Here is a 16,716-nt window from a genome sequence, read left to right on the forward strand (position 1 = left end):
TGCGGTGGAGCCAGGTTTACTGCATCTGGACTTCGATCACGCCGTCGGCGCTCATGCTGACTTCGCTGGTGCCGGCTTCGACTTCAGGCGTGGGCGCTGAGTCCATTGCCGGGGCGGCGGCTTTCATCATCATTGCGCTACGTAGGTAGGGTTGCGGGTAGCCGTTGGTGTTGAGGTTCAGGTTGACGATCTTGTAACCCTTGCCACCCAGTGCGTCGGTGGCCAGTTGGGCGCGGGCCTTGAACGCATTGACGGCATCCTTGAGCAGCGCATCTTCGCTGGTTTTGCGCGTGGCATTGGCGACAGTGAACTGCATGCTGCCCATTTTCAGGGTTTGCATCAGATCGCCGGTAAGCTTGGACAGGGCTGCAAAGTCGGTGCTTTCCAGGCGCAGTTCAGCGCGTTCACGCCAGCCGGTGATCTTCTGGGTTTTATTGTCGTAAATCGGGTAACTGTTGCGATTGCCCTGGCGCAGGGTGACTTCCTTGACCGATTTGGCCTGGCCGATGGCTTTGTTCATCGCGGTGGTGATTTCTGCGGCCAGCTTGGCGGCGTCGGTGTTTTGCGCTTCGGTGTAGAGCGTCACGATCATCAAGTCGCGAGGCACTTCCTGGCTGGCTTCGGCACGCAGGGAAATCTGGTTGTAATGAATGTCGTCAGCCAGGGCCGGCAGGCTGGCAAGCGCGCCGATGCTCAGGGTCAAAAGGGCAGCGGTGCGTTGGAAATTGGACATGGAAGCTCCTTGAATGAGGACAGTAATGGCCATATGACTCTAATTAACGGCTATCAGTTCGCCCAATTACATTTTTGATACATATGGCGGCTATTTCTTTGTCCACTGTGGGAGCGGGCTTGCTCGCGAAGCAGGCACCGGTGTCTGTCAGCCAGACCGCGTCGAAGCCATCGCGAGCAAGCCCGCTCCCACACAGTTTGCCCAGATGCAGGCCATTAGCCGCTTTTTCATAAAAAACACTGTGGCTCTTTGCCGCACTTTTGCCTGTCAGGCCGCCTGCTTGGTTATACTCCCGGTGATCCGCCTGGAGCGCTCATCAGGAGAGCTCATGCTCGCCCCCGTTCAGTTATTGTCCGCAACTCGCCAGAACCTCTGGCGTCTTACGTTTATCCGCATGTTGGTGCTGGCCGCGCAAGCGGGTTCAGTGGGCTTTGCCTATCTGTTCAACCTGCTGCCGCTGCCGTGGTTCCAGCTGAGTATCACCCTCGGCTTTTCCATGCTGTTGTGCGCGTTTACCGCAATCCGGTTACGCACCACCTGGCCGGTCACCGAGCTGGAATACGCCCTGCAACTGACCTGTGACCTGTTTATCCACAGTGCCCTGCTGTACTTTTCGGGTGGCTCGGCCAACCCGTTTGTATCGTATTACCTGGTGCCGCTGACCATTGCTGCGGTCACGCTGCCGTGGCGCTATTCGTTGGTGTTGACCGGGATTGCGCTGGCGCTCTACACCTTGTTGCTGTCGCAGTCTTTTCCGATAGACACGGTGCCGTTCTTCCGCGAAAAGCTGCAGATTTATGGTATGTGGTTGAGTTTTGCCCTGTCTGCGGCCGTGATTACGTTCTTTGCCGCCAAGATGGGCGAAGAGCTGCGCCGCCAGGAAGAGCTGCGTGCCCTGCGCCGTGAAGAGGGCTTGCGCGACCAGCAATTGCTGGCCGTGGCCACGCAGGCGGCCGGTGCGGCCCATGAACTGGGCACGCCGTTGTCGACCATGAGCGTTCTGCTCAAGGAGATGCGCCGCGATCACCTTGATCCCGAATTGCAGGACGATCTGAGCGTGCTGCAGGATCAGGTCAAGCTGTGCAAGGAAACCCTGCAGCAACTGGTGCGTGCCGCCGAGGCCAACCGTCGGCTGGCGATTGAAGTTCAGGACGTTACGCAATGGCTGGATGAAGCCCTGAACCGCTGGCACTTGATGCGCCCCGAAGCCACCTATCGCTTCCAGTGCCTGGGCCATGCGCCGGTGCCGCGCCTGGCGCCGCCACCGGATTTGACCCAGGCGCTGCTCAACTTGCTCAACAATGCCGCCGATGCGTGCCCGGAAGGGCTGGAAGTGACGGTGGACTGGGATGCGGTTGATCTGACCATCAGTATCCGTGACCACGGTCCGGGTGTACCGTTGGCCATCGCCGAGCAAATCGGCAAACCCTTTTTTACTACCAAGGGCAAAGGCTTCGGTCTGGGCCTATTCTTGAGCAAGGCCAGCGTGACCCGCGCTGGCGGCTCGGTAAAACTCTACAGTCATGAGGATGGCGGTACGCTCACTGAGCTGCGCCTGCCACGTGTCGCCCGAGGAAATGAAAATGAGTGAAGAGATTCAGGTCGAAGGCGAAGAACTGCCGCATTTGTTGTTGGTAGATGACGACGCCACTTTTACCCGCGTGATGGCCCGCGCCATGAGCCGCCGCGGTTTTCGCGTCAGCACCGCCGGCTCCGCCGAAGAAGGGCTGATCCTGGCCCAGCAGGACCTGCCCGATTTCGCGGCGCTGGACCTGAAAATGGACGGTGACTCCGGCCTGGTCCTGCTGCCCAAGCTGCTGGAGCTCGACCCGGAAATGCGCGTGGTGATCCTCACCGGTTATTCGAGCATCGCCACCGCTGTCGAAGCGATCAAGCGCGGGGCCTGCAACTACCTGTGCAAACCTGCCGATGCCGATGACGTGCTCGCCGCCTTGCTGTCCCAGCATGCCGATCTGGAAACCCTGGTGCCGGACAACCCGATGTCGGTGGACCGCCTGCAGTGGGAACATATCCAGCGCGTGCTGGGTGAGCATGAAGGCAATATTTCGGCCACTGCCCGCGCCCTGGGCATGCATCGGCGTACCTTGCAGCGCAAATTGCAGAAGCGTCCGGTGCGACGCTGAACGGGAGCTGTAGGCGCGTGCAATGCACCTTGCATGCTGACGGCTACAGCTTCTAACCTGTAACAAGACGTGTCCCAGCGTCGTGGGCCGGTCGTCCTGACCGGCTTGCAGGTTGCTCTTTACTCCCAACGAGCCTGAACGATGAATCAGAACGCTGAGCCTTCTGTCGTGAATGATGCTGTGCGTGGGAATTTCATCCCTCGGGTCTGGCGCCTCATAACCCCTTACTGGCGCAGTGAAGAACGTACCAAGGCGTGGTTGCTGTTGATCGCCGTGGTGGCCCTGTCGCTGGTCAGCGTGGGCATCTCGGTGTGGATCAACCACTGGTACAAGGACTTCTACAACGCGCTGGAAAACAAGGATGCCAAGGCGTTCTGGAGCTTGATCGGCTACTTCGGGATCATTGCTGCGGCAGGTATTGTCGGTGCGGTGTACAGGCTCTATTTGACCCAGATGCTGACCATTCGCTGGCGTCGCTGGCTGACCGAGCAGCACTTCTCACGCTGGCTGGCGCACAAGAACTACTACCAGCTGGAGCAGGGCGGTTATACCGACAACCCTGACCAGCGCATCAGTGAAGATATCAATTCGTTCACCGACAGCACGCTCACCCTGGGCCTGGGGTTGATCCGCAACGTAGTCAGTCTGGTGTCGTTTTCGATCATCCTGTGGGGTGTATCGGGCAGCATTGAGGTTTTTGGCATCACCATTCCCGGTTACATGTTCTGGTGCGCACTGTTGTACGCCGCCGTGGGCAGCTGGCTGGCGCATCTGATCGGTCGACGGCTGATCGGCCTGAGCAACCAGCAACAGCGCTTCGAAGCTGACTTGCGTTTCTCGATGGTGCGGGTGCGCGAAAATGCCGAAAGCATTGCCTTGTACAACGGCGAGGCCAATGAGCATGAGCGCCTGAGTACCCGTTTCAACAAGGTCTGGAAAAACTTCTGGACGCAAATGAAGGTGCAAAAACGCCTGACGTTTTTCACTGCCGGTTACTCGCAGATCGCCATTATCTTTCCGTTTGTCGTGGCCGCGCCGCGCTACTTTGCCGGCAAGATCGAGCTGGGCGAGCTGATGCAAATCAACTCGGCCTTCAGCAATGTGCAAGAAAACTTCAGCTGGTTTATCGATGCCTATGTGACTCTGGCGGCATGGCGTGCCACCTGCGATCGTCTGCTGAGCTTTCGTCAGGCCATGACCGACAATGAGCAGCGCTTGCCGGCGATTGATGTACAGCACCAGGGCGAAGAGTTGCAGATCAAAGACCTGAGTCTCGATCTGGCCGATGGTCGGCCGCTGTTGCATGGCGCCAGCCTGCAGGTGCAGGACGGTGAGCGGCTGATGCTCAGCGGGCGCTCCGGCAGCGGTAAAAGCACCTTGCTGCGGGCGATGGGCGGGCTGTGGCCGCGGGGTGGCGGGGCAATCCGTTTACCGCGTGAGCGGGCGCTGTTTTTGCCGCAAAAACCCTACTTGCCCATCGGCACCTTGCGCGATGCCCTGAGTTATCCACAGACCGGCGAGACCTACAGCAACGAGTGTTATGAACAGGTGCTGCGCACGTGCCGCCTGGAGCATCTGATCTCCAAGCTCGACGAGGTTAACCACTGGCAGCGGCTGCTGTCGGGTGGTGAGCAGCAGCGCCTGGCCTTTGCCCGGGCGCTGCTGTATCGCCCGCAATGGCTGTATATGGACGAATCGACCTCGGCAATGGATGAGGAGGACGAAGCGATGGTGTACCAGGCCCTGATCGATCAACTGCCGGGCTTGAGCATTGTCAGTGTCGGCCATCGCAGCAGCCTTGCGCGCTTTCATCCACAGCATGTGCGGATCGTCGAAGGGCAACTGGTTGCGCAGTAGAAGGGGCGGGCGGGCAACATGCTAGAGTGCTGCTTCCCGCTTTCTGGATCCTGACATGAGCCTTCTATTTCGCAGTGCGGCCCTGAGCCTGCTGCTGGCCAGCCTGCCTCTGGCGGCGGCACCTGTTGCTACGCCGTTGTTGCATGGGCAGTTTCTGCCTGCCGATGACCTGCAGTTGCGCAGCGAGGTGCCCGAACAGCAACAACTGATGCTGGTTACCTCGTACTCGGTGGTGGTGGGCAGCCAGCGCCAGTCCAACCAACAGCCGATCCCGGTCACTTCGCCCTTGCTGGTGCGCTTGAAGGGCAAGCCCATGAGCCAGGGTGCGACCGTGCGCCAGGTGCTGATTTCGTTCGATGGTGAAAGCAAAAGCCTTAAAAAGCCTGTGTTCGACAGCAAGACCCGAACCCTGAGCCTTTCCTACCCGCAGAGCCAGTACCGCGTGGTGATTGACCTGCTGCGCAACGACACGCTCTATGTACAATTTTTGACCTATGCCAATGGCCATATTTGGGCCGACTTGCACACCGGCAGCGTGCGCGCACGATAAGCCTTGGGTAAACTGCGGGCCCCGTGAAGTATCAGCAGGCTGGAGCCGGATATGCGTAAAGACAAAAAGCAGTTGATTGGTGACGAGATCGGCGACGAGCAGATCAAGTTGTTCCTGGACTTTGAGCCCGTGGACGCCACTTCGCCGTCGCTGCACAAACTGATCAAGGCCTACCGTGGCCTGCGCATCGATGACTTTGGGCGCTTCCTGACTTTCTTCAAGGAAGCCGGCTACGACCTGGATGGCAAAGACGAACAGGGTCAGACGTTCGTGGACATCATCAAGGACCAGCGCAATGCAGACGAGTACATCGAGCTGATCGACCAGGCTCGCGGTTGATCCACACCCTGTAGATACTCTGTTGCAGGCTCGCTCCCACAGTTGCAGTGTTCCTGCAGCTGCTACGGATCTTGTTTCATGTTCTGATTCACGAGTTACCTTGCATTGGGCTTACGCCTTTGCAGCCGCCCGATACAGGGCAACAAAAAAGCCCCTCACCCCAACCCTCTCCCGGAGGGAGAGGGGGCTGATCTGTGGAGGTATTGAGACCGCGTGCGGTCAGTTCCCTCTACCGGCGGGAGAGGGGGCTGATCTGTGGAGATATTGAGGCCGCGGGTGGTCAGTTCCCTCTCCCTCCGGGAGAGGGCTAGGGTGAGGGGCTTTTGATTGGGCTCGACCTTCTACAGAGTATCCACAGAGTAAAGAGTTACACACGCTTTACAGTGCCCCGAATAAGGGCAACAAAAAAGCCCCTCGCCCTGAAACAGGGCGAGGGGCTTTTTTTGACGTGTGAAACGTCAGTGTGGCATTACGCGATGCTGGTATTGGCGCTCTGTGGTGCAACCAGTTCCAGCAACTCGGAGTTGCGGGTGCTGATTTCACGGTACAGGTCGGCGTCGGTTTCGAGGACCTTTTCCCGTGCCGGGAAGATTTCCTTGAGCTTGGCCGCCCACTCGCCGGTGGCTTTTTGCGCAAAGCAGCGTTCGATCAGGTCGAGCATGATCGAAACGGTAACCGAAGCGCCTGGCGAAGCGCCCAGCAGAGCGGCCAGCGAGCCGTCCTTGGCCGCAACCAGTTCGGTACCGAACTGCAGGACGCCGCCCTTTTTCGGGTCTTTCTTGATGATCTGCACCCGTTGCCCGGCAATCTCAAGACGCCAGTCTTCAGCCTTGGCCTGTGGATAGAAACGACGCAGGGACTCCAGGCGTTGTTCCATCGACTGGCGCACTTCGCTGACCAGGTACTTGGTCAGGTCCATGTTATCGCGAGCCACAGCCAGCATTGGCCCGATATTGCCCAGTCGGATCGACATCGGCAGGTCAAGGAACGAACCGTGCTTGAGGAACTTGGTGGTGAAACCGGCATAAGGCCCGAACAGTAGCGACTTTTTGCCATCCACTACACGGGTGTCCAGGTGCGGTACCGACATCGGTGGCGAACCCACTGCGGCCTGGCTGTAAACCTTGGCCTGGTGCAGCTTGACCACTTCCGGGTTGTCGCAACGCAGCCATTGGCCGCTGACCGGGAAGCCGCCATAGCCTTTGCTTTCTTCGATGCCCGAAGCTTGCAACAGCGGCAAGGCCGCGCCACCGGCACCGAGGAACACAAATTTGGCATCAACGTGGCGGGTGTTGCCGCTGTTGGTGTCCTTGATGCTCACCGTCCAGCCGCTGCCGTTGCGCTTGAGGCCGGTGACTTTTTTGCTGTACTTGATCTGGGTGTCCGGTGCGCTGGCCAGATGCTTGAGCAGTTGCTGGGTCAGGGCGCCGAAGTTGACGTCGGTGCCATGCTCCACGCGGGTGGCCGAGATGTGCTGGTCCGCAGGGCGGCCCGGCATCATCAGGGGCATCCACTCGGTCATCCTGGCTTTGTCTTCGGTGTATTCCATGTCGGCAAACGCATGGTGCTTGCTCAGCACTTCAAAGCGTTTTTTCAGGAAGGACACGCCTTTTTCGCCTTCAACGTAGCTCAGGTGAGGAACCGGGCTGATGAAGGACTTGCATGAACCGAAGGTGCCTTTTTGTGCCAGGTAGGCCCAAAACTGTTTCGACACTTCGAACTGGGCATTGATATGCACAGCCTTCTTGATGTCGATCGAACCGTCAGCCGCCTGCGGCGTGTAGTTCAGCTCACAAAGACCAGCGTGACCGGTACCTGCGTTGTTCCACGGGTTGGAACTCTCCGCGGCACCCGAGTCCATCTGCTCAACAACTTCCAGCTTAATGCCGGGGTCGAGCTCTTTGAGCAGTACGGCGAGGGTGGCACTCATGATGCCCGCTCCAACCAGTACTACGTCGACTGCTTCGTTATGCGCCATTAACGCGTCTCCAAAATCTACGGCACCAAATTGACGGCATAGCTGCCAGGTGTCCGGGGCGTGTGTCTGATTAGCCCCGGGCCACTCGTGGCCAGGATCGCCATGTCCGATTCTTCGCAATTTCTTGCAGCTTCAGCGGACGCCACCAACCGGGCCTTCAAGGTTCATATGAACGCATTTCAGTCCCCGGGAGGCAATTCGACTTAATGTCTAGAGCGTCCGTTCGTGCAACCAAATCCGTGAGCGGACAGGCTTCAGTCTTGTGCTGTGGAGCCGACTTCGATCCTGCTTGGTGAAGCAATTTCAGACGCTAATGGTGCATGTTCAGACGCAAAACTTTTCATTTGCTCGCCACACTCTTGTGAAGTTGTGAAACCCGTTTTTTTTTCACGCTCTTTTGGATACGTGAACCTCAAAAAAGGGCTGTCGCAAGCCAGGCACCGAACCAGGGGCCGAGCGTGATGACAGCTCTGGCAGATCATGCAAAAAGTGGGGGTTACGCCATGAAATTCAAGCGCACCAGCTTCACATGATCTGTGTGGGCGGCTCTCTGTGGGCGGTTTTGGGGTGCCAATACAAGCGCATTAGCGATGCTGCGGGGCCCGATCAGGAGACGTCCTTATAATCGGGGGGAGATTGTAGCGAAGAAACGTGGGCAATTGATCCTGTTAAATGAGTTTTATTGGTGCGTCGGTCAGAGGCCCAGCAGCGGTTGCACCGCCGAACGCCGTGCGGGCGAGGCAATACGGGCGTTGGCGGGTAGCACCTGGTGCAACCAGTTAAGGCGGATTTCTTCGATTTCGACCCAGCTGTCGCCGACCGGCGGCTGTTTGCATTGCTTGAAAGCCTGGCAGCGGCCTGCCGGATCAAGGCGGGCGAAGCAGCGGTTGGGGCGGTTGAAGCCGAGCAGGGTCAAGAGCATATTCATGGCGGCACCTGTTGAGTCAGTCGTTGCGACTATGCCCTGAGCAGGTGACATCAGGATGAATTGGGCATGACAGGAGGGTGACAGCTTGCAGCTAGTTCGCAGGCGCCCGGCACCCTATACTGACGGCCTGTTATACCCAGTCCTGGAGAGATGAGCATGTTGCAACGCCTGTTGTTCGGTTTGATTACTGTGACCAGTTTGACCCTCGTCGGCTGCGCCCACAGCCCGCAACAACTCAGCCCGCAACCCAAGCTGACGACTCAGCTTGCGCCCGTGGGTCGTGGCCAGCCGGTGGTGGTGCGGGTGGTGGACGGTCGTCCTTCGCCAACCCTGGGCACCCGCGGTGGCATGTACCCGGAAACCAGCGCCATCAGCGTCAGCAGTGCCGACCTGATTCCCAAGCTGCAAGCCCAGGCTGAAGCGGCCGTGCGCCTGCTGGGTTTCACCCCGACAGCCAATGCGATGAACGCACCCACGCTGACCGTGACCCTGGCCGAACTCAAGTACCAGTCGCCCAAGGACACCATGTACGTGACTGAGGCCACCATCGGCGCGACCTTCCGCTCGGATGTGAAGAACGGTGGTCGTACCTACAGCGGCCGCTATGGTGCGTCCCTGGACCAGCGCTTCGGCATGGCGCCGAATCAGGAAACCAACACCAAACTGGTGAGCGACGTGCTCAGCGACGCCCTGACACGGGTGTTCAAGGACCCGACCATCGGTCGTTTGCTCAGCGAGTAATCGCAGGCAAAACAAAAAGCCCGAACTCGGTGAGTTCGGGCTTTTTTATGTTCGAAGGTTTCAGGCCGCTTCGGCGTACAGCTCCAGGCGGCTGACGCCGGTGAGCAAGTCTGTCTCGGGCAGGTCGGCATGGGCGTGGCCGCTCAGGGCGCAGTAAACCAGCCAGTGGCGGTCTTGTACGTTAAAGGCCAAGCCCTCGATCAATGCCTGCTGTTCGTCGCTGGGGGCGATCAGGTAAAGGCGGTCCTGGTTTTCTGCGTGCAACATGACAAGCTCCGTGTCGGTGTCGAGGGGCCACAGAGTGGCCTCTCTACATGACGATACGGTGACAGCAGAAATTACCCCTGTGGGAGCGGGCTTGCTCGCGATGCTGACGACTCGGTCGTTCTGCTTGACCTTGTTGATGCCATCGCGAGCAAGCCCGCTCCCACAAGGGTGGATGGGGTTACAGGGGCAACCCCGCCTTGATCCGGTACTGGTTACGCACCGGCATCGCATACTGCAGCACCAGATACGGGCGATGCTCGGCCGGGCAGGCGTCCAGGCGGCGTTGCCATTCCTGTTGGGCCTTGGCCAGCTCTTCGGCACCGAATACCTCGGCGGCGGTAGGCACTTGCAGCTCAGCCTCGGCCTCAGCCCACTGTGCATACGCCAGGTAGTGCACCGGAAACAGGCGATAGCCGCTGAGAATATGACGATCCATTTCCGCGGCGAGCAATTTGCTGTCCTCGAAAGGTTCGGTCACCGGGGCGGCAAAGTTCACATGCACGCGGCCTTTATAGCCGGTAATGCCGTTGGCGATGCTGGTGTCGTCTTCGCCAGGGGCCTTGCTGTAGGTGCCCGTGGTGGCGCGTATGTACAGCTCGCGGGCCTTGGCCTGGTCACAGGGGTCGTATTCGTAGCTGATCGACACCGGCGTCAGGTTCAGCGACTGGATGACCTCGGCAAATGGCTCGTCCTTGCGGCTCATATGAAACATTTTCAGGATCGCCGAGTCGGTACGGTCATCACCGTCCTTGGCCCGGCCTTCCGCCTGGGCAATCCAGATCGACTGGCAGTCGTTACGGATCGAGTGGTTGATATAGGCCGACAACAGTTGATAGGCCGCGAGCTTTTCCCTGCGCCCGGTGATCGAACGGTGCACGATAAAGCTTTTGTTCAGGCGCATCAGGTCGCTGACAAACGGCTTTTGCAGCAGGTTGTCGCCAATGGCGATGCGCGGCGTCGGCAGGCCGGCGTGGTACACGGCGTAATTGACGAAGGCCGGGTCCATCACGATATCGCGGTGGTTGGCCAGAAACAGGTAGGCGCTGCCGGATTTCAGTTGCTCGACGCCGGTATAGGTCACGCCGTCGGTGGCATGCTCGATGGTGCGGTCGACGTAAACCTCGACCTTGTCCTGCAAGGACGCAACCGAATTGACGCTGGCGAACTCTTTGCGCAGGCGATGAGCTATAAGTGGTTTTAACAGCCAGCCGAAAGCGCCAGCCAGGCGCGGAAAGCGAAAGTGGGTCAGGATATCCAGAAACGCCTTGTCGCTGAGCAGCCGGGCCAGCACTGCTGGTACTTCGGCGTCGTCGTAAGGTCGGATGCTATCGAATTGGCCCATCATGCTCTCTTGTTGGAAACGGCTAGGGTTGGTACGCAGGGCAGGGCAAAAATAATAGCCCTGCTAATAGACCGGCGATTATACGCACAAGTCACTCTGGAGACCGCGATGCTTGAAACTGAACGCTATGAATGCCCCTATTGTGGCGAGCCGGCAGAAGCGGTACTGGATCTTTCGGGGGGCGATCAAAGCTACATTGAGGATTGCCCGGTGTGTTGCCGACCGATCCTTTTCCATCTTCAGACCGATGGTCATGAATGGATGCTCGATGTGCATACCGAGAATGAGTAGTGAGTGAAGACCATGCAACGCATCTACGAGCCGGAAAACCTGATGGAAGCCGAATTGTTGCTGGGCATGCTGGCCAGTGAAGGCATTGCGGCAACCCTGCAGGGTCGCGATTTGATTGGCGGTACCGGGGAGTTGCCGGCCTTGGGGTTGTTGGGGCTGGCGGTAGCCGATGATCAGGCGCGCTGCGCACGCGCGTTGATCGATGCGTACAATGCGGCCACGCCGGTGGCGGGCGATGAGCCCGAAAGCGTTGCAGATGTACTGATCTGCTGACGCCTGCAGCGGTTTTTTCACTGCCATATAAAAGAAGAGTTGTGCTGCCCCATGTGTGGACGTTTTGCCCTGTTTCGCTGGAACCCCGCGTTTGCAGCCTTGCCCGGTTTTCCGGCGGATCAGCAGGCCCAGTGGAACATTTCGCCCAATGATTCGGTATTGATCCTGCGTGCAGGGGCCGAGCCTGGCCAGCGAGAACTGGCGCGGGCGCGTTGGGGCCTGACTCCGGCGTGGCTTACCGACCTGTCGCGCACCCCGGCTCATGCCCGTGCCGAAACCGTGATCGAGCAGCCCATGTTTCGCGATGCCTTGCGCGAGCGTCGCTGCCTGATTCCGGCCAACGGTTTTTACGAGTGGCGCGGCACGACCCGCAAGCGCCCCTATTGGCTGACCCCGGGGGAGGGCTCCTCGCTGTTTTTTGCCGGTATCTGGGAGGCCTACCCGGTGGCCGGTCATGTGTGGCTCAGTACCGCGGTGATCACACAGGCGGCGGCCAGCCAGCGTCGCCCGCTGATTCTGGATGAGGCCGGCCAACAGGCCTGGCTTGACCCCCAGACCCCGCTGCATGTGCTGCAGGCACTGCTGGCCAGCCCGCAGATGCCGCTGCGTGAGCGTCCTTTGGCCAATCTGGTCAACGATCCAAAACTCAACGCGCCCGAGTGCCTGACGCCGGGTTGAGATACGATGCGCAGCATCTTTATGGAGAGCTTCGATGGGTAAGTTAGCGGTAGTGTGCGCCGTGGGCGCCGGGTTGTTGCTGGGTGGATGCCAGGCGGTGAATACCACCAATGGCGGCGCCGTGGGCGTAGAGCGCAAGCAGTACATGTTCAGCATGCTGTCGAGCCAGCAGGTTGACCAGATGTACGCCCAGTCGTACCAGCAGACTGTCAGCGAGGCCAGTACCAAGGGCGCTCTGGACAAGACCAGCGCCAACGCCAAGCGCCTGCAGGCAATCGCCAACCGGTTGATTGCCCAGGCCCCGGCCTTTCGCCCGGATACCGCGCAATGGAACTGGGAAGTGAACCTGATCAAGAGTGATGAACTTAACGCCAACTGTGGCCCTGGCGGCAAGATCATTTTTTACAGCGGGATCATCGAACAGCTGAAGCTGAGCGACGATGAAATTGCCGCGATCATGGGCCATGAAATTGCCCACGCCTTGCGTGAGCACGGGCGTGAATCCATGTCCAAGGCCTACGGTATCGAGATCGCCAAGCAGGGTGCTGGCGCTTTGTTGGGGCTGGGCCAGGACAGCCTGGGGCTGGCCGACACGGTGGTGAACTACAGCCTGACCTTGCCCAACAGCCGCAGCAATGAAAACGAAGCGGACCTGATCGGCCTGGAGCTGGCAGCCCGTGCGGGCTACAACCCGAATGCGGCGATCACCCTGTGGCAGAAAATGGCCCAGCAATCACAGAATGCGCCACCGGAATTCATGAGCACCCACCCGGCTTCCAGCAGCCGGATCGCAGCGCTGCAAGCGGCCATTCCAAAGGTCATGCCGCTGTATCAGCAAGCGCCGAAAACCCAGTAACGGCCTGGCCCTCACCCCAACCCTCTCCCAAAGGGAGAGGGGGCTTGACCGAGTTGTTTCAAGGTTCAGTACAAGTTTTTCTGCTGTGTATTGCTCTGGAGCATCCCCCAATCGGTTCCCTCTCCCTCTGGGAGAGGGTTAGGGTGAGGGGCTTTTAAACCCAGCCGCTGATCTGCATCGCCTTGTACACCGCCACGACGGCCAGTACCACGAACGCAGTGGCAGCCAGGCGGCGGATCAGGGTCAGCGGCAGTTTGTCGGCGGCAAAGTTGCCCGCCAATACCACCGGCACGTTGGCAATCAACATGCCCAGGGTGGTGCCGATAATCACCAGCCACAAGTCCGGGTACTGCGCGGCGAGCATGACGGTCGCCACCTGGGTCTTGTCCCCGATTTCGGCAATAAAGAAGGTGATCAACGTGGTCACGAACGGTCCGTACTTGCGTGCGGTGCTGGCTTCGTCGTCGTCCATCTTGTCCGGCACCAGAGTCCACAGCGCGGTGGCGGTAAAGCTCGCGGCAAGGATCCAGTGCAGCATGGCATCGCTGAAGAAGGTACTGAACCAGGCGCCTACGGCACCGGCTGCAGCATGGTTGGCCAGGGTCGCGACCACGATACCGGCGATTATCGGCCAGGGTTTGCGAAAGCGTGCGGCCAGAATAAGGGCGAGCAGTTGCGTCTTGTCGCCGATTTCGGCCAAGGCAACGATTGCAGTAGGGACAAGCAGGGAATCGAGCATCATCAGGTGGTTTCCAGGGGCGGGTCGACACGGCTATGACACGTACAGCCTCCCCGCCCCGGGTAAGGTGTTCGTGTCATAGGTCTTGTCAAACCCCGGTCCGTCTGTGCGGACACCTGGGTCGCATACGCCATGGTCTGTTGACCAAGTATGTTGACGTATGCCGGACGAGCTTGACGCTCGTGGGAGACTACTCCCCTAGGACGGAGCGGATTCTGCCTAGGCAAATCCGATCCGGCAAGCTCTTATTTTCCGGCAGGCTCAACGACGCTTGGCGCTGTAAATCCGGAAACCCTGGCCCTCGGCCTTGACCGAACAAGCGCCGAAATGCTCTTCGATCAGCGGCTGGTAGCGCAGGAAGCTGTTGGCGACAATCCGCAGTTCGCCACCTGATTTCAGATGTTTGACTGCTTTTTGCAGCAAGTTCTCGGTGGCGTGGTAATCGGTGTGTACCCCGACATGGAAAGGCGGGTTGCTCAGAATCGTGTTCAAGCCCATGGGCGCGGCGTCGATGCCGTTGCCGGTAATCACTTCGCCTTCCAGGCCGTTGGCGGCCAGGGTCAGGCGGCTGCTGGCAGTGGCGAAGGCATCCACGTCGAGCAAGGTGACGTTGTTGTGCGGGTAGCGACGTTTGACCGCAGCCCCGAGCACGCCCGCACCGCAACCAAAGTCCAGCACATGGCCGCTGGGCAGCTTGTCCAGATGCTCAAGCAGCAGGGCGCTGCCGCGATCCAGGCGGCCGTGGCTGAACACGCCGGGCAGGCTCACGACCTTGAGCGGGCCTTCGGCCATCGGCAGTTCGTAATGTTGCGCCAGCTCATGCAGCACCGGTGCCGCTGGCGCGTTTTCCACGGTCACTTGCCACAGCTGGCAATGCCGCGCGCTGTCGAGCTTGCGCGGTTTGCCAAACGGGATCAGTTGCTTGGAGGCGCCTTCGATGCCGCCCTTTTTTTCACCGACCAGAAACACGTCGGCACCCGGCAGGCGGGCGGCCACGGCCTTGAGCACGTAGTCGCTCAGTTCCTTGGACTTGGGCAGAAACACCACTGCGGTGTCGAACGCCCGCTCAGGGATATCGACACCGAAGTGCACGCGCCCGGTAAAACGGGCGTCGAGCAGGGCCTGGTCACCGGCATGCCAGCACCAGCCGTGGGCATCGGGCAATTCGTTCAGCAACTCGTCAGCCGGCAAGCCGACCAACAGCACCGAGCCTTGAAAGTATTCAGGCTGACGAAGCAGTACTTCACTGCGCGGATCCATAATCTGCTCCTCAAAAAGGGGCGCAGTCTATCAACTGACGACCCGCAGCGCTGTACCTGTGAAGAACGCTTCGGCGTTTTGCGCCAGTTGGCCGACGATCCGCTGCCGGGCTTCACGACTGCCCCAGGCACTGTGCGGGGTGATGATCAGGCGCGGAATGTCGGCGGCCAGCAGCGGGTTGCCGTCGCGGGGCGGTTCGACGCTCAGCACATCGGTGGCGGCGCCGCCCAGGTGACCGCTGCGCAGGGCGTCGGCCAGTGCCTGTTCGTCAATCATGCCGCCGCGTGCGGTGTTGACCACGAAGGCACCGGGCTTGAGCAGGGCCAACTCGCGGGCGCCGATAAAATTGCGCGTGTGCTCGGTAAGCGGGCAGTGAAATGTCAGGGCGTCGACCTGGGGCAGCAGTTCGTCGAGCGCAAGGCGCCCGGCGCGGGCCGGGCGCCCGGGGATCTGGCCGATCAGCACGCGCATGCCGAAGGCTTCGGCCAGTTTCGCCACCGCGCTGCCCAGCTCGCCGTGACCGAACAGGCCCAGGGTCTTGCCTTCCAGCTCGACAATCGGAAAGTCCAGCAGGCAGAACTGTTTCGACTGCTGCCACTGGCCATCGGCCACGGCCTTGTTGTAATCGACCAGGCGCGTGGCCAGTGCCAGCAGCAGGCCCAGGGTGTGTTGCGCCACCGACGGCGTGCCATAGCCCTGGCAGTTGGCCACGGTGATGCCCTGGGCGCGGGCGGCCTCAAGGTCGACGTTGTTGGTGCCGGTGGCCGCCACCAGAATCAGCTTCAGGTCCGGGCAGGCAGCCAGGGTTTGGGCGTTGAGCACGACTTTATTGCTGATGGCCACACGGGCGCCTTGCAGACGCTCGATCACATTGGCTGGCGTGGTGTCTGCGCACAGCTGCACGTCGCCGAAGGCGCGACGCAGCGGGTCGAGGTCGAGATCGCCCAGGTCCAGTGAGGTGTAATCAAGGAATACGGCGCGCTGAGTGTTAGTCATCAACTGTACCTTTTGTGCTGTGAAATGAAGGCGTAATGTGGCGAGCCTAACAGAAGAAACAATTTGTAATGGAGCGGCGCATGTACTGGACAGAATTTTTGACTGTTGCCCTGATTCACCTGCTGGCTGTGGCCAGCCCCGGGCCTGATTTTGCCGTGGTGGTGCGCGAGAGCGTGACCCATGGTCGCCGCGCGGGGATGTTTACCGCCTTTGGTGTGGGCACGGCGATTTTCGTCCATGTCGGTTATTCGTTGCTGGGTATCGGCATTATCGTGTCGCAATCGATTGTGCTGTTTAACGCCCTGAAATGGCTGGCGGCGGCTTACCTGCTGTATATCGGTATCAAGGCCTTGCGGGCCAAGCCGGCCGATCCTGCGGCGCTGGCAGCCAGCTTGCCGGTGGGCGAACGCACGGCGCGCGGTGCTTTCACCTCGGGCTTCGTGACCAACGGCCTGAACCCCAAGGCGACGCTGTTTTTCCTGTCGCTGTTTACCGTGGTGATCAACCCGCATACACCGCTGTCGATCCAGGCCGGTTATGGCGTGTACCTGGCGGTGGCCACCGGGGTGTGGTTCTGCATGGTCGCGATGTTGTTCAGCCATCAGCGCGTGCGTACCGGTTTTGCCCGCATGGGCCACTGGTTTGACCGCACGATGGGCGCGGTGCTGGTGGCGCTGGGCGTGAAACTGGCGTTTACCGAGATGCATTGATCGCCAAATATCCCGTAGCAGCTGCCGAGGAACG

19 protein-coding genes and 1 riboswitch are annotated in these 16,716 nt (G+C 59.9%); of the genes, 11 read left to right on the plus strand and 8 right to left on the minus strand.

What is annotated here, in order from left to right; all coding sequences use genetic code 11:
- Nucleotides 1-16: 16 nt before the first annotated feature.
- Nucleotides 17-733: an SIMPL domain-containing protein gene (locus tag AB3G35_RS06835; protein ID WP_016779483.1), complete on the minus strand. Its 717-nt coding sequence runs from the start codon at nt 731-733 to the stop codon at nt 17-19.
- 328 nt (nt 734-1,061) lie between these two features.
- Here AB3G35_RS06835 and AB3G35_RS06840 point away from each other — a divergent pair, with 328 nt between their 5' ends.
- The 5 genes from AB3G35_RS06840 (at nt 1,062) to AB3G35_RS06860 (ending at nt 5,623) form a co-directional block, all read left to right on the plus strand.
- Nucleotides 1,062-2,324, plus strand: a complete 1,263-nt coding sequence (locus tag AB3G35_RS06840) for an ATP-binding protein (RefSeq protein WP_086795867.1) — start codon at nt 1,062-1,064, stop codon at nt 2,322-2,324.
- Nucleotides 2,317-2,877 carry a response regulator transcription factor gene (locus tag AB3G35_RS06845; RefSeq protein ID WP_016779485.1) on the plus strand — a complete coding sequence of 187 codons (561 nt, stop codon included), beginning with the start codon at nt 2,317-2,319 and terminating at the stop codon, nt 2,875-2,877. The genes AB3G35_RS06840 and AB3G35_RS06845 overlap by 8 nt, the downstream gene beginning before the upstream one ends.
- Before the next feature lie 141 nt (nt 2,878-3,018).
- Entirely contained in the window at nt 3,019-4,734 is a 1,716-nt protein-coding gene (locus AB3G35_RS06850) for an ABC transporter ATP-binding protein/permease (RefSeq protein ID WP_106116764.1), read from the plus strand.
- Nucleotides 4,735-4,789: 55 nt separating this feature from the next.
- A complete protein-coding gene (locus AB3G35_RS06855) occupies nt 4,790-5,284 on the plus strand; it encodes a hypothetical protein (RefSeq protein ID WP_086795869.1) in 495 nt (164 codons plus the stop codon).
- A 51-nt stretch (nt 5,285-5,335) separates the two neighbouring features.
- Entirely contained in the window at nt 5,336-5,623 is a 288-nt protein-coding gene (locus AB3G35_RS06860; protein ID WP_016779488.1) for a PA4642 family protein, read from the plus strand.
- 469 nt (nt 5,624-6,092) lie between these two features.
- Here AB3G35_RS06860 and mqo read toward each other — a convergent pair whose 3' ends face one another.
- A complete protein-coding gene (mqo, locus tag AB3G35_RS06865) occupies nt 6,093-7,601 on the minus strand; it encodes a malate dehydrogenase (quinone) (RefSeq protein WP_016779489.1) in 1,509 nt (502 codons plus the stop codon).
- Between the two features lie 694 nt (nt 7,602-8,295).
- On the minus strand, nt 8,296-8,529 hold the full coding sequence (locus AB3G35_RS06870; RefSeq protein WP_169845841.1) for a hypothetical protein: 234 nt from the start codon (nt 8,527-8,529) through the stop codon (nt 8,296-8,298).
- Between the two features lie 156 nt (nt 8,530-8,685).
- On the opposite strand from AB3G35_RS06870, the gene AB3G35_RS06875 reads away from it, so the two are divergent.
- Entirely contained in the window at nt 8,686-9,270 is a 585-nt protein-coding gene (locus AB3G35_RS06875) for a YajG family lipoprotein (protein ID WP_016779491.1), read from the plus strand.
- Nucleotides 9,271-9,330: 60 nt separating this feature from the next.
- On the opposite strand, the gene AB3G35_RS06880 is transcribed toward AB3G35_RS06875, so the two are convergent.
- Both AB3G35_RS06880 and AB3G35_RS06885 read right to left on the minus strand, forming a co-directional pair.
- Nucleotides 9,331-9,537, minus strand: a complete 207-nt coding sequence (locus AB3G35_RS06880; RefSeq protein WP_016779492.1) for a hypothetical protein — start codon at nt 9,535-9,537, stop codon at nt 9,331-9,333.
- 178 nt (nt 9,538-9,715) lie between these two features.
- The gene (locus AB3G35_RS06885) at nt 9,716-10,882 is read right to left on the minus strand and encodes a 1-acyl-sn-glycerol-3-phosphate acyltransferase (RefSeq protein WP_037000949.1); all 1,167 of its coding nucleotides are present in this window, start codon (nt 10,880-10,882) and stop codon (nt 9,716-9,718) included.
- 105 nt (nt 10,883-10,987) lie between these two features.
- On the opposite strand from AB3G35_RS06885, the gene AB3G35_RS06890 reads away from it, so the two are divergent.
- Genes AB3G35_RS06890 through AB3G35_RS06905 form a run of 4 tightly spaced genes read left to right on the plus strand, consistent with a single transcriptional unit; the run spans nt 10,988 to nt 12,977 of the window.
- Entirely contained in the window at nt 10,988-11,170 is a 183-nt protein-coding gene (locus AB3G35_RS06890; protein ID WP_086795873.1) for a CPXCG motif-containing cysteine-rich protein, read from the plus strand.
- Nucleotides 11,171-11,182: 12 nt separating this feature from the next.
- Nucleotides 11,183-11,443, plus strand: coding sequence for a putative signal transducing protein (locus AB3G35_RS06895; RefSeq protein ID WP_029611239.1), 261 nt, complete (start codon nt 11,183-11,185; stop codon nt 11,441-11,443).
- Between the two features lie 51 nt (nt 11,444-11,494).
- Nucleotides 11,495-12,121: an SOS response-associated peptidase gene (locus AB3G35_RS06900; RefSeq protein WP_369782415.1), complete on the plus strand. Its 627-nt coding sequence runs from the start codon at nt 11,495-11,497 to the stop codon at nt 12,119-12,121.
- Between the two features lie 34 nt (nt 12,122-12,155).
- Nucleotides 12,156-12,977, plus strand: a complete 822-nt coding sequence (locus AB3G35_RS06905; RefSeq protein WP_369782416.1) for a M48 family metallopeptidase — start codon at nt 12,156-12,158, stop codon at nt 12,975-12,977.
- A gap of 154 nt (nt 12,978-13,131) precedes the next feature.
- Here the strand turns inward: AB3G35_RS06905 and AB3G35_RS06910 are convergent, their stop codons facing one another.
- From AB3G35_RS06910 to AB3G35_RS06920, 3 genes are all read right to left on the minus strand, one after another.
- Nucleotides 13,132-13,716 carry a TMEM165/GDT1 family protein gene (locus tag AB3G35_RS06910; protein ID WP_086799543.1) on the minus strand — a complete coding sequence of 195 codons (585 nt, stop codon included), beginning with the start codon at nt 13,714-13,716 and terminating at the stop codon, nt 13,132-13,134.
- Between the two features lie 91 nt (nt 13,717-13,807).
- Nucleotides 13,808-13,927, minus strand: a riboswitch (yybP-ykoY riboswitch).
- Between the two features lie 50 nt (nt 13,928-13,977).
- Nucleotides 13,978-14,976, minus strand: a complete 999-nt coding sequence (locus tag AB3G35_RS06915; protein ID WP_159259150.1) for a class I SAM-dependent methyltransferase — start codon at nt 14,974-14,976, stop codon at nt 13,978-13,980.
- 30 nt (nt 14,977-15,006) lie between these two features.
- Nucleotides 15,007-15,972, minus strand: coding sequence for a 2-hydroxyacid dehydrogenase (locus AB3G35_RS06920; protein ID WP_016779500.1), 966 nt, complete (start codon nt 15,970-15,972; stop codon nt 15,007-15,009).
- Between the two features lie 80 nt (nt 15,973-16,052).
- Here AB3G35_RS06920 and AB3G35_RS06925 point away from each other — a divergent pair, with 80 nt between their 5' ends.
- The gene (locus AB3G35_RS06925) at nt 16,053-16,682 is read left to right on the plus strand and encodes a LysE family translocator (protein WP_016779501.1); all 630 of its coding nucleotides are present in this window, start codon (nt 16,053-16,055) and stop codon (nt 16,680-16,682) included.
- Nucleotides 16,683-16,716 lie beyond the last annotated feature (34 nt).

The organism is Pseudomonas sp. WC2401 (assembly GCF_041200115.1).
GTDB lineage: Bacteria > Pseudomonadota > Gammaproteobacteria > Pseudomonadales > Pseudomonadaceae > Aquipseudomonas > Aquipseudomonas fragi.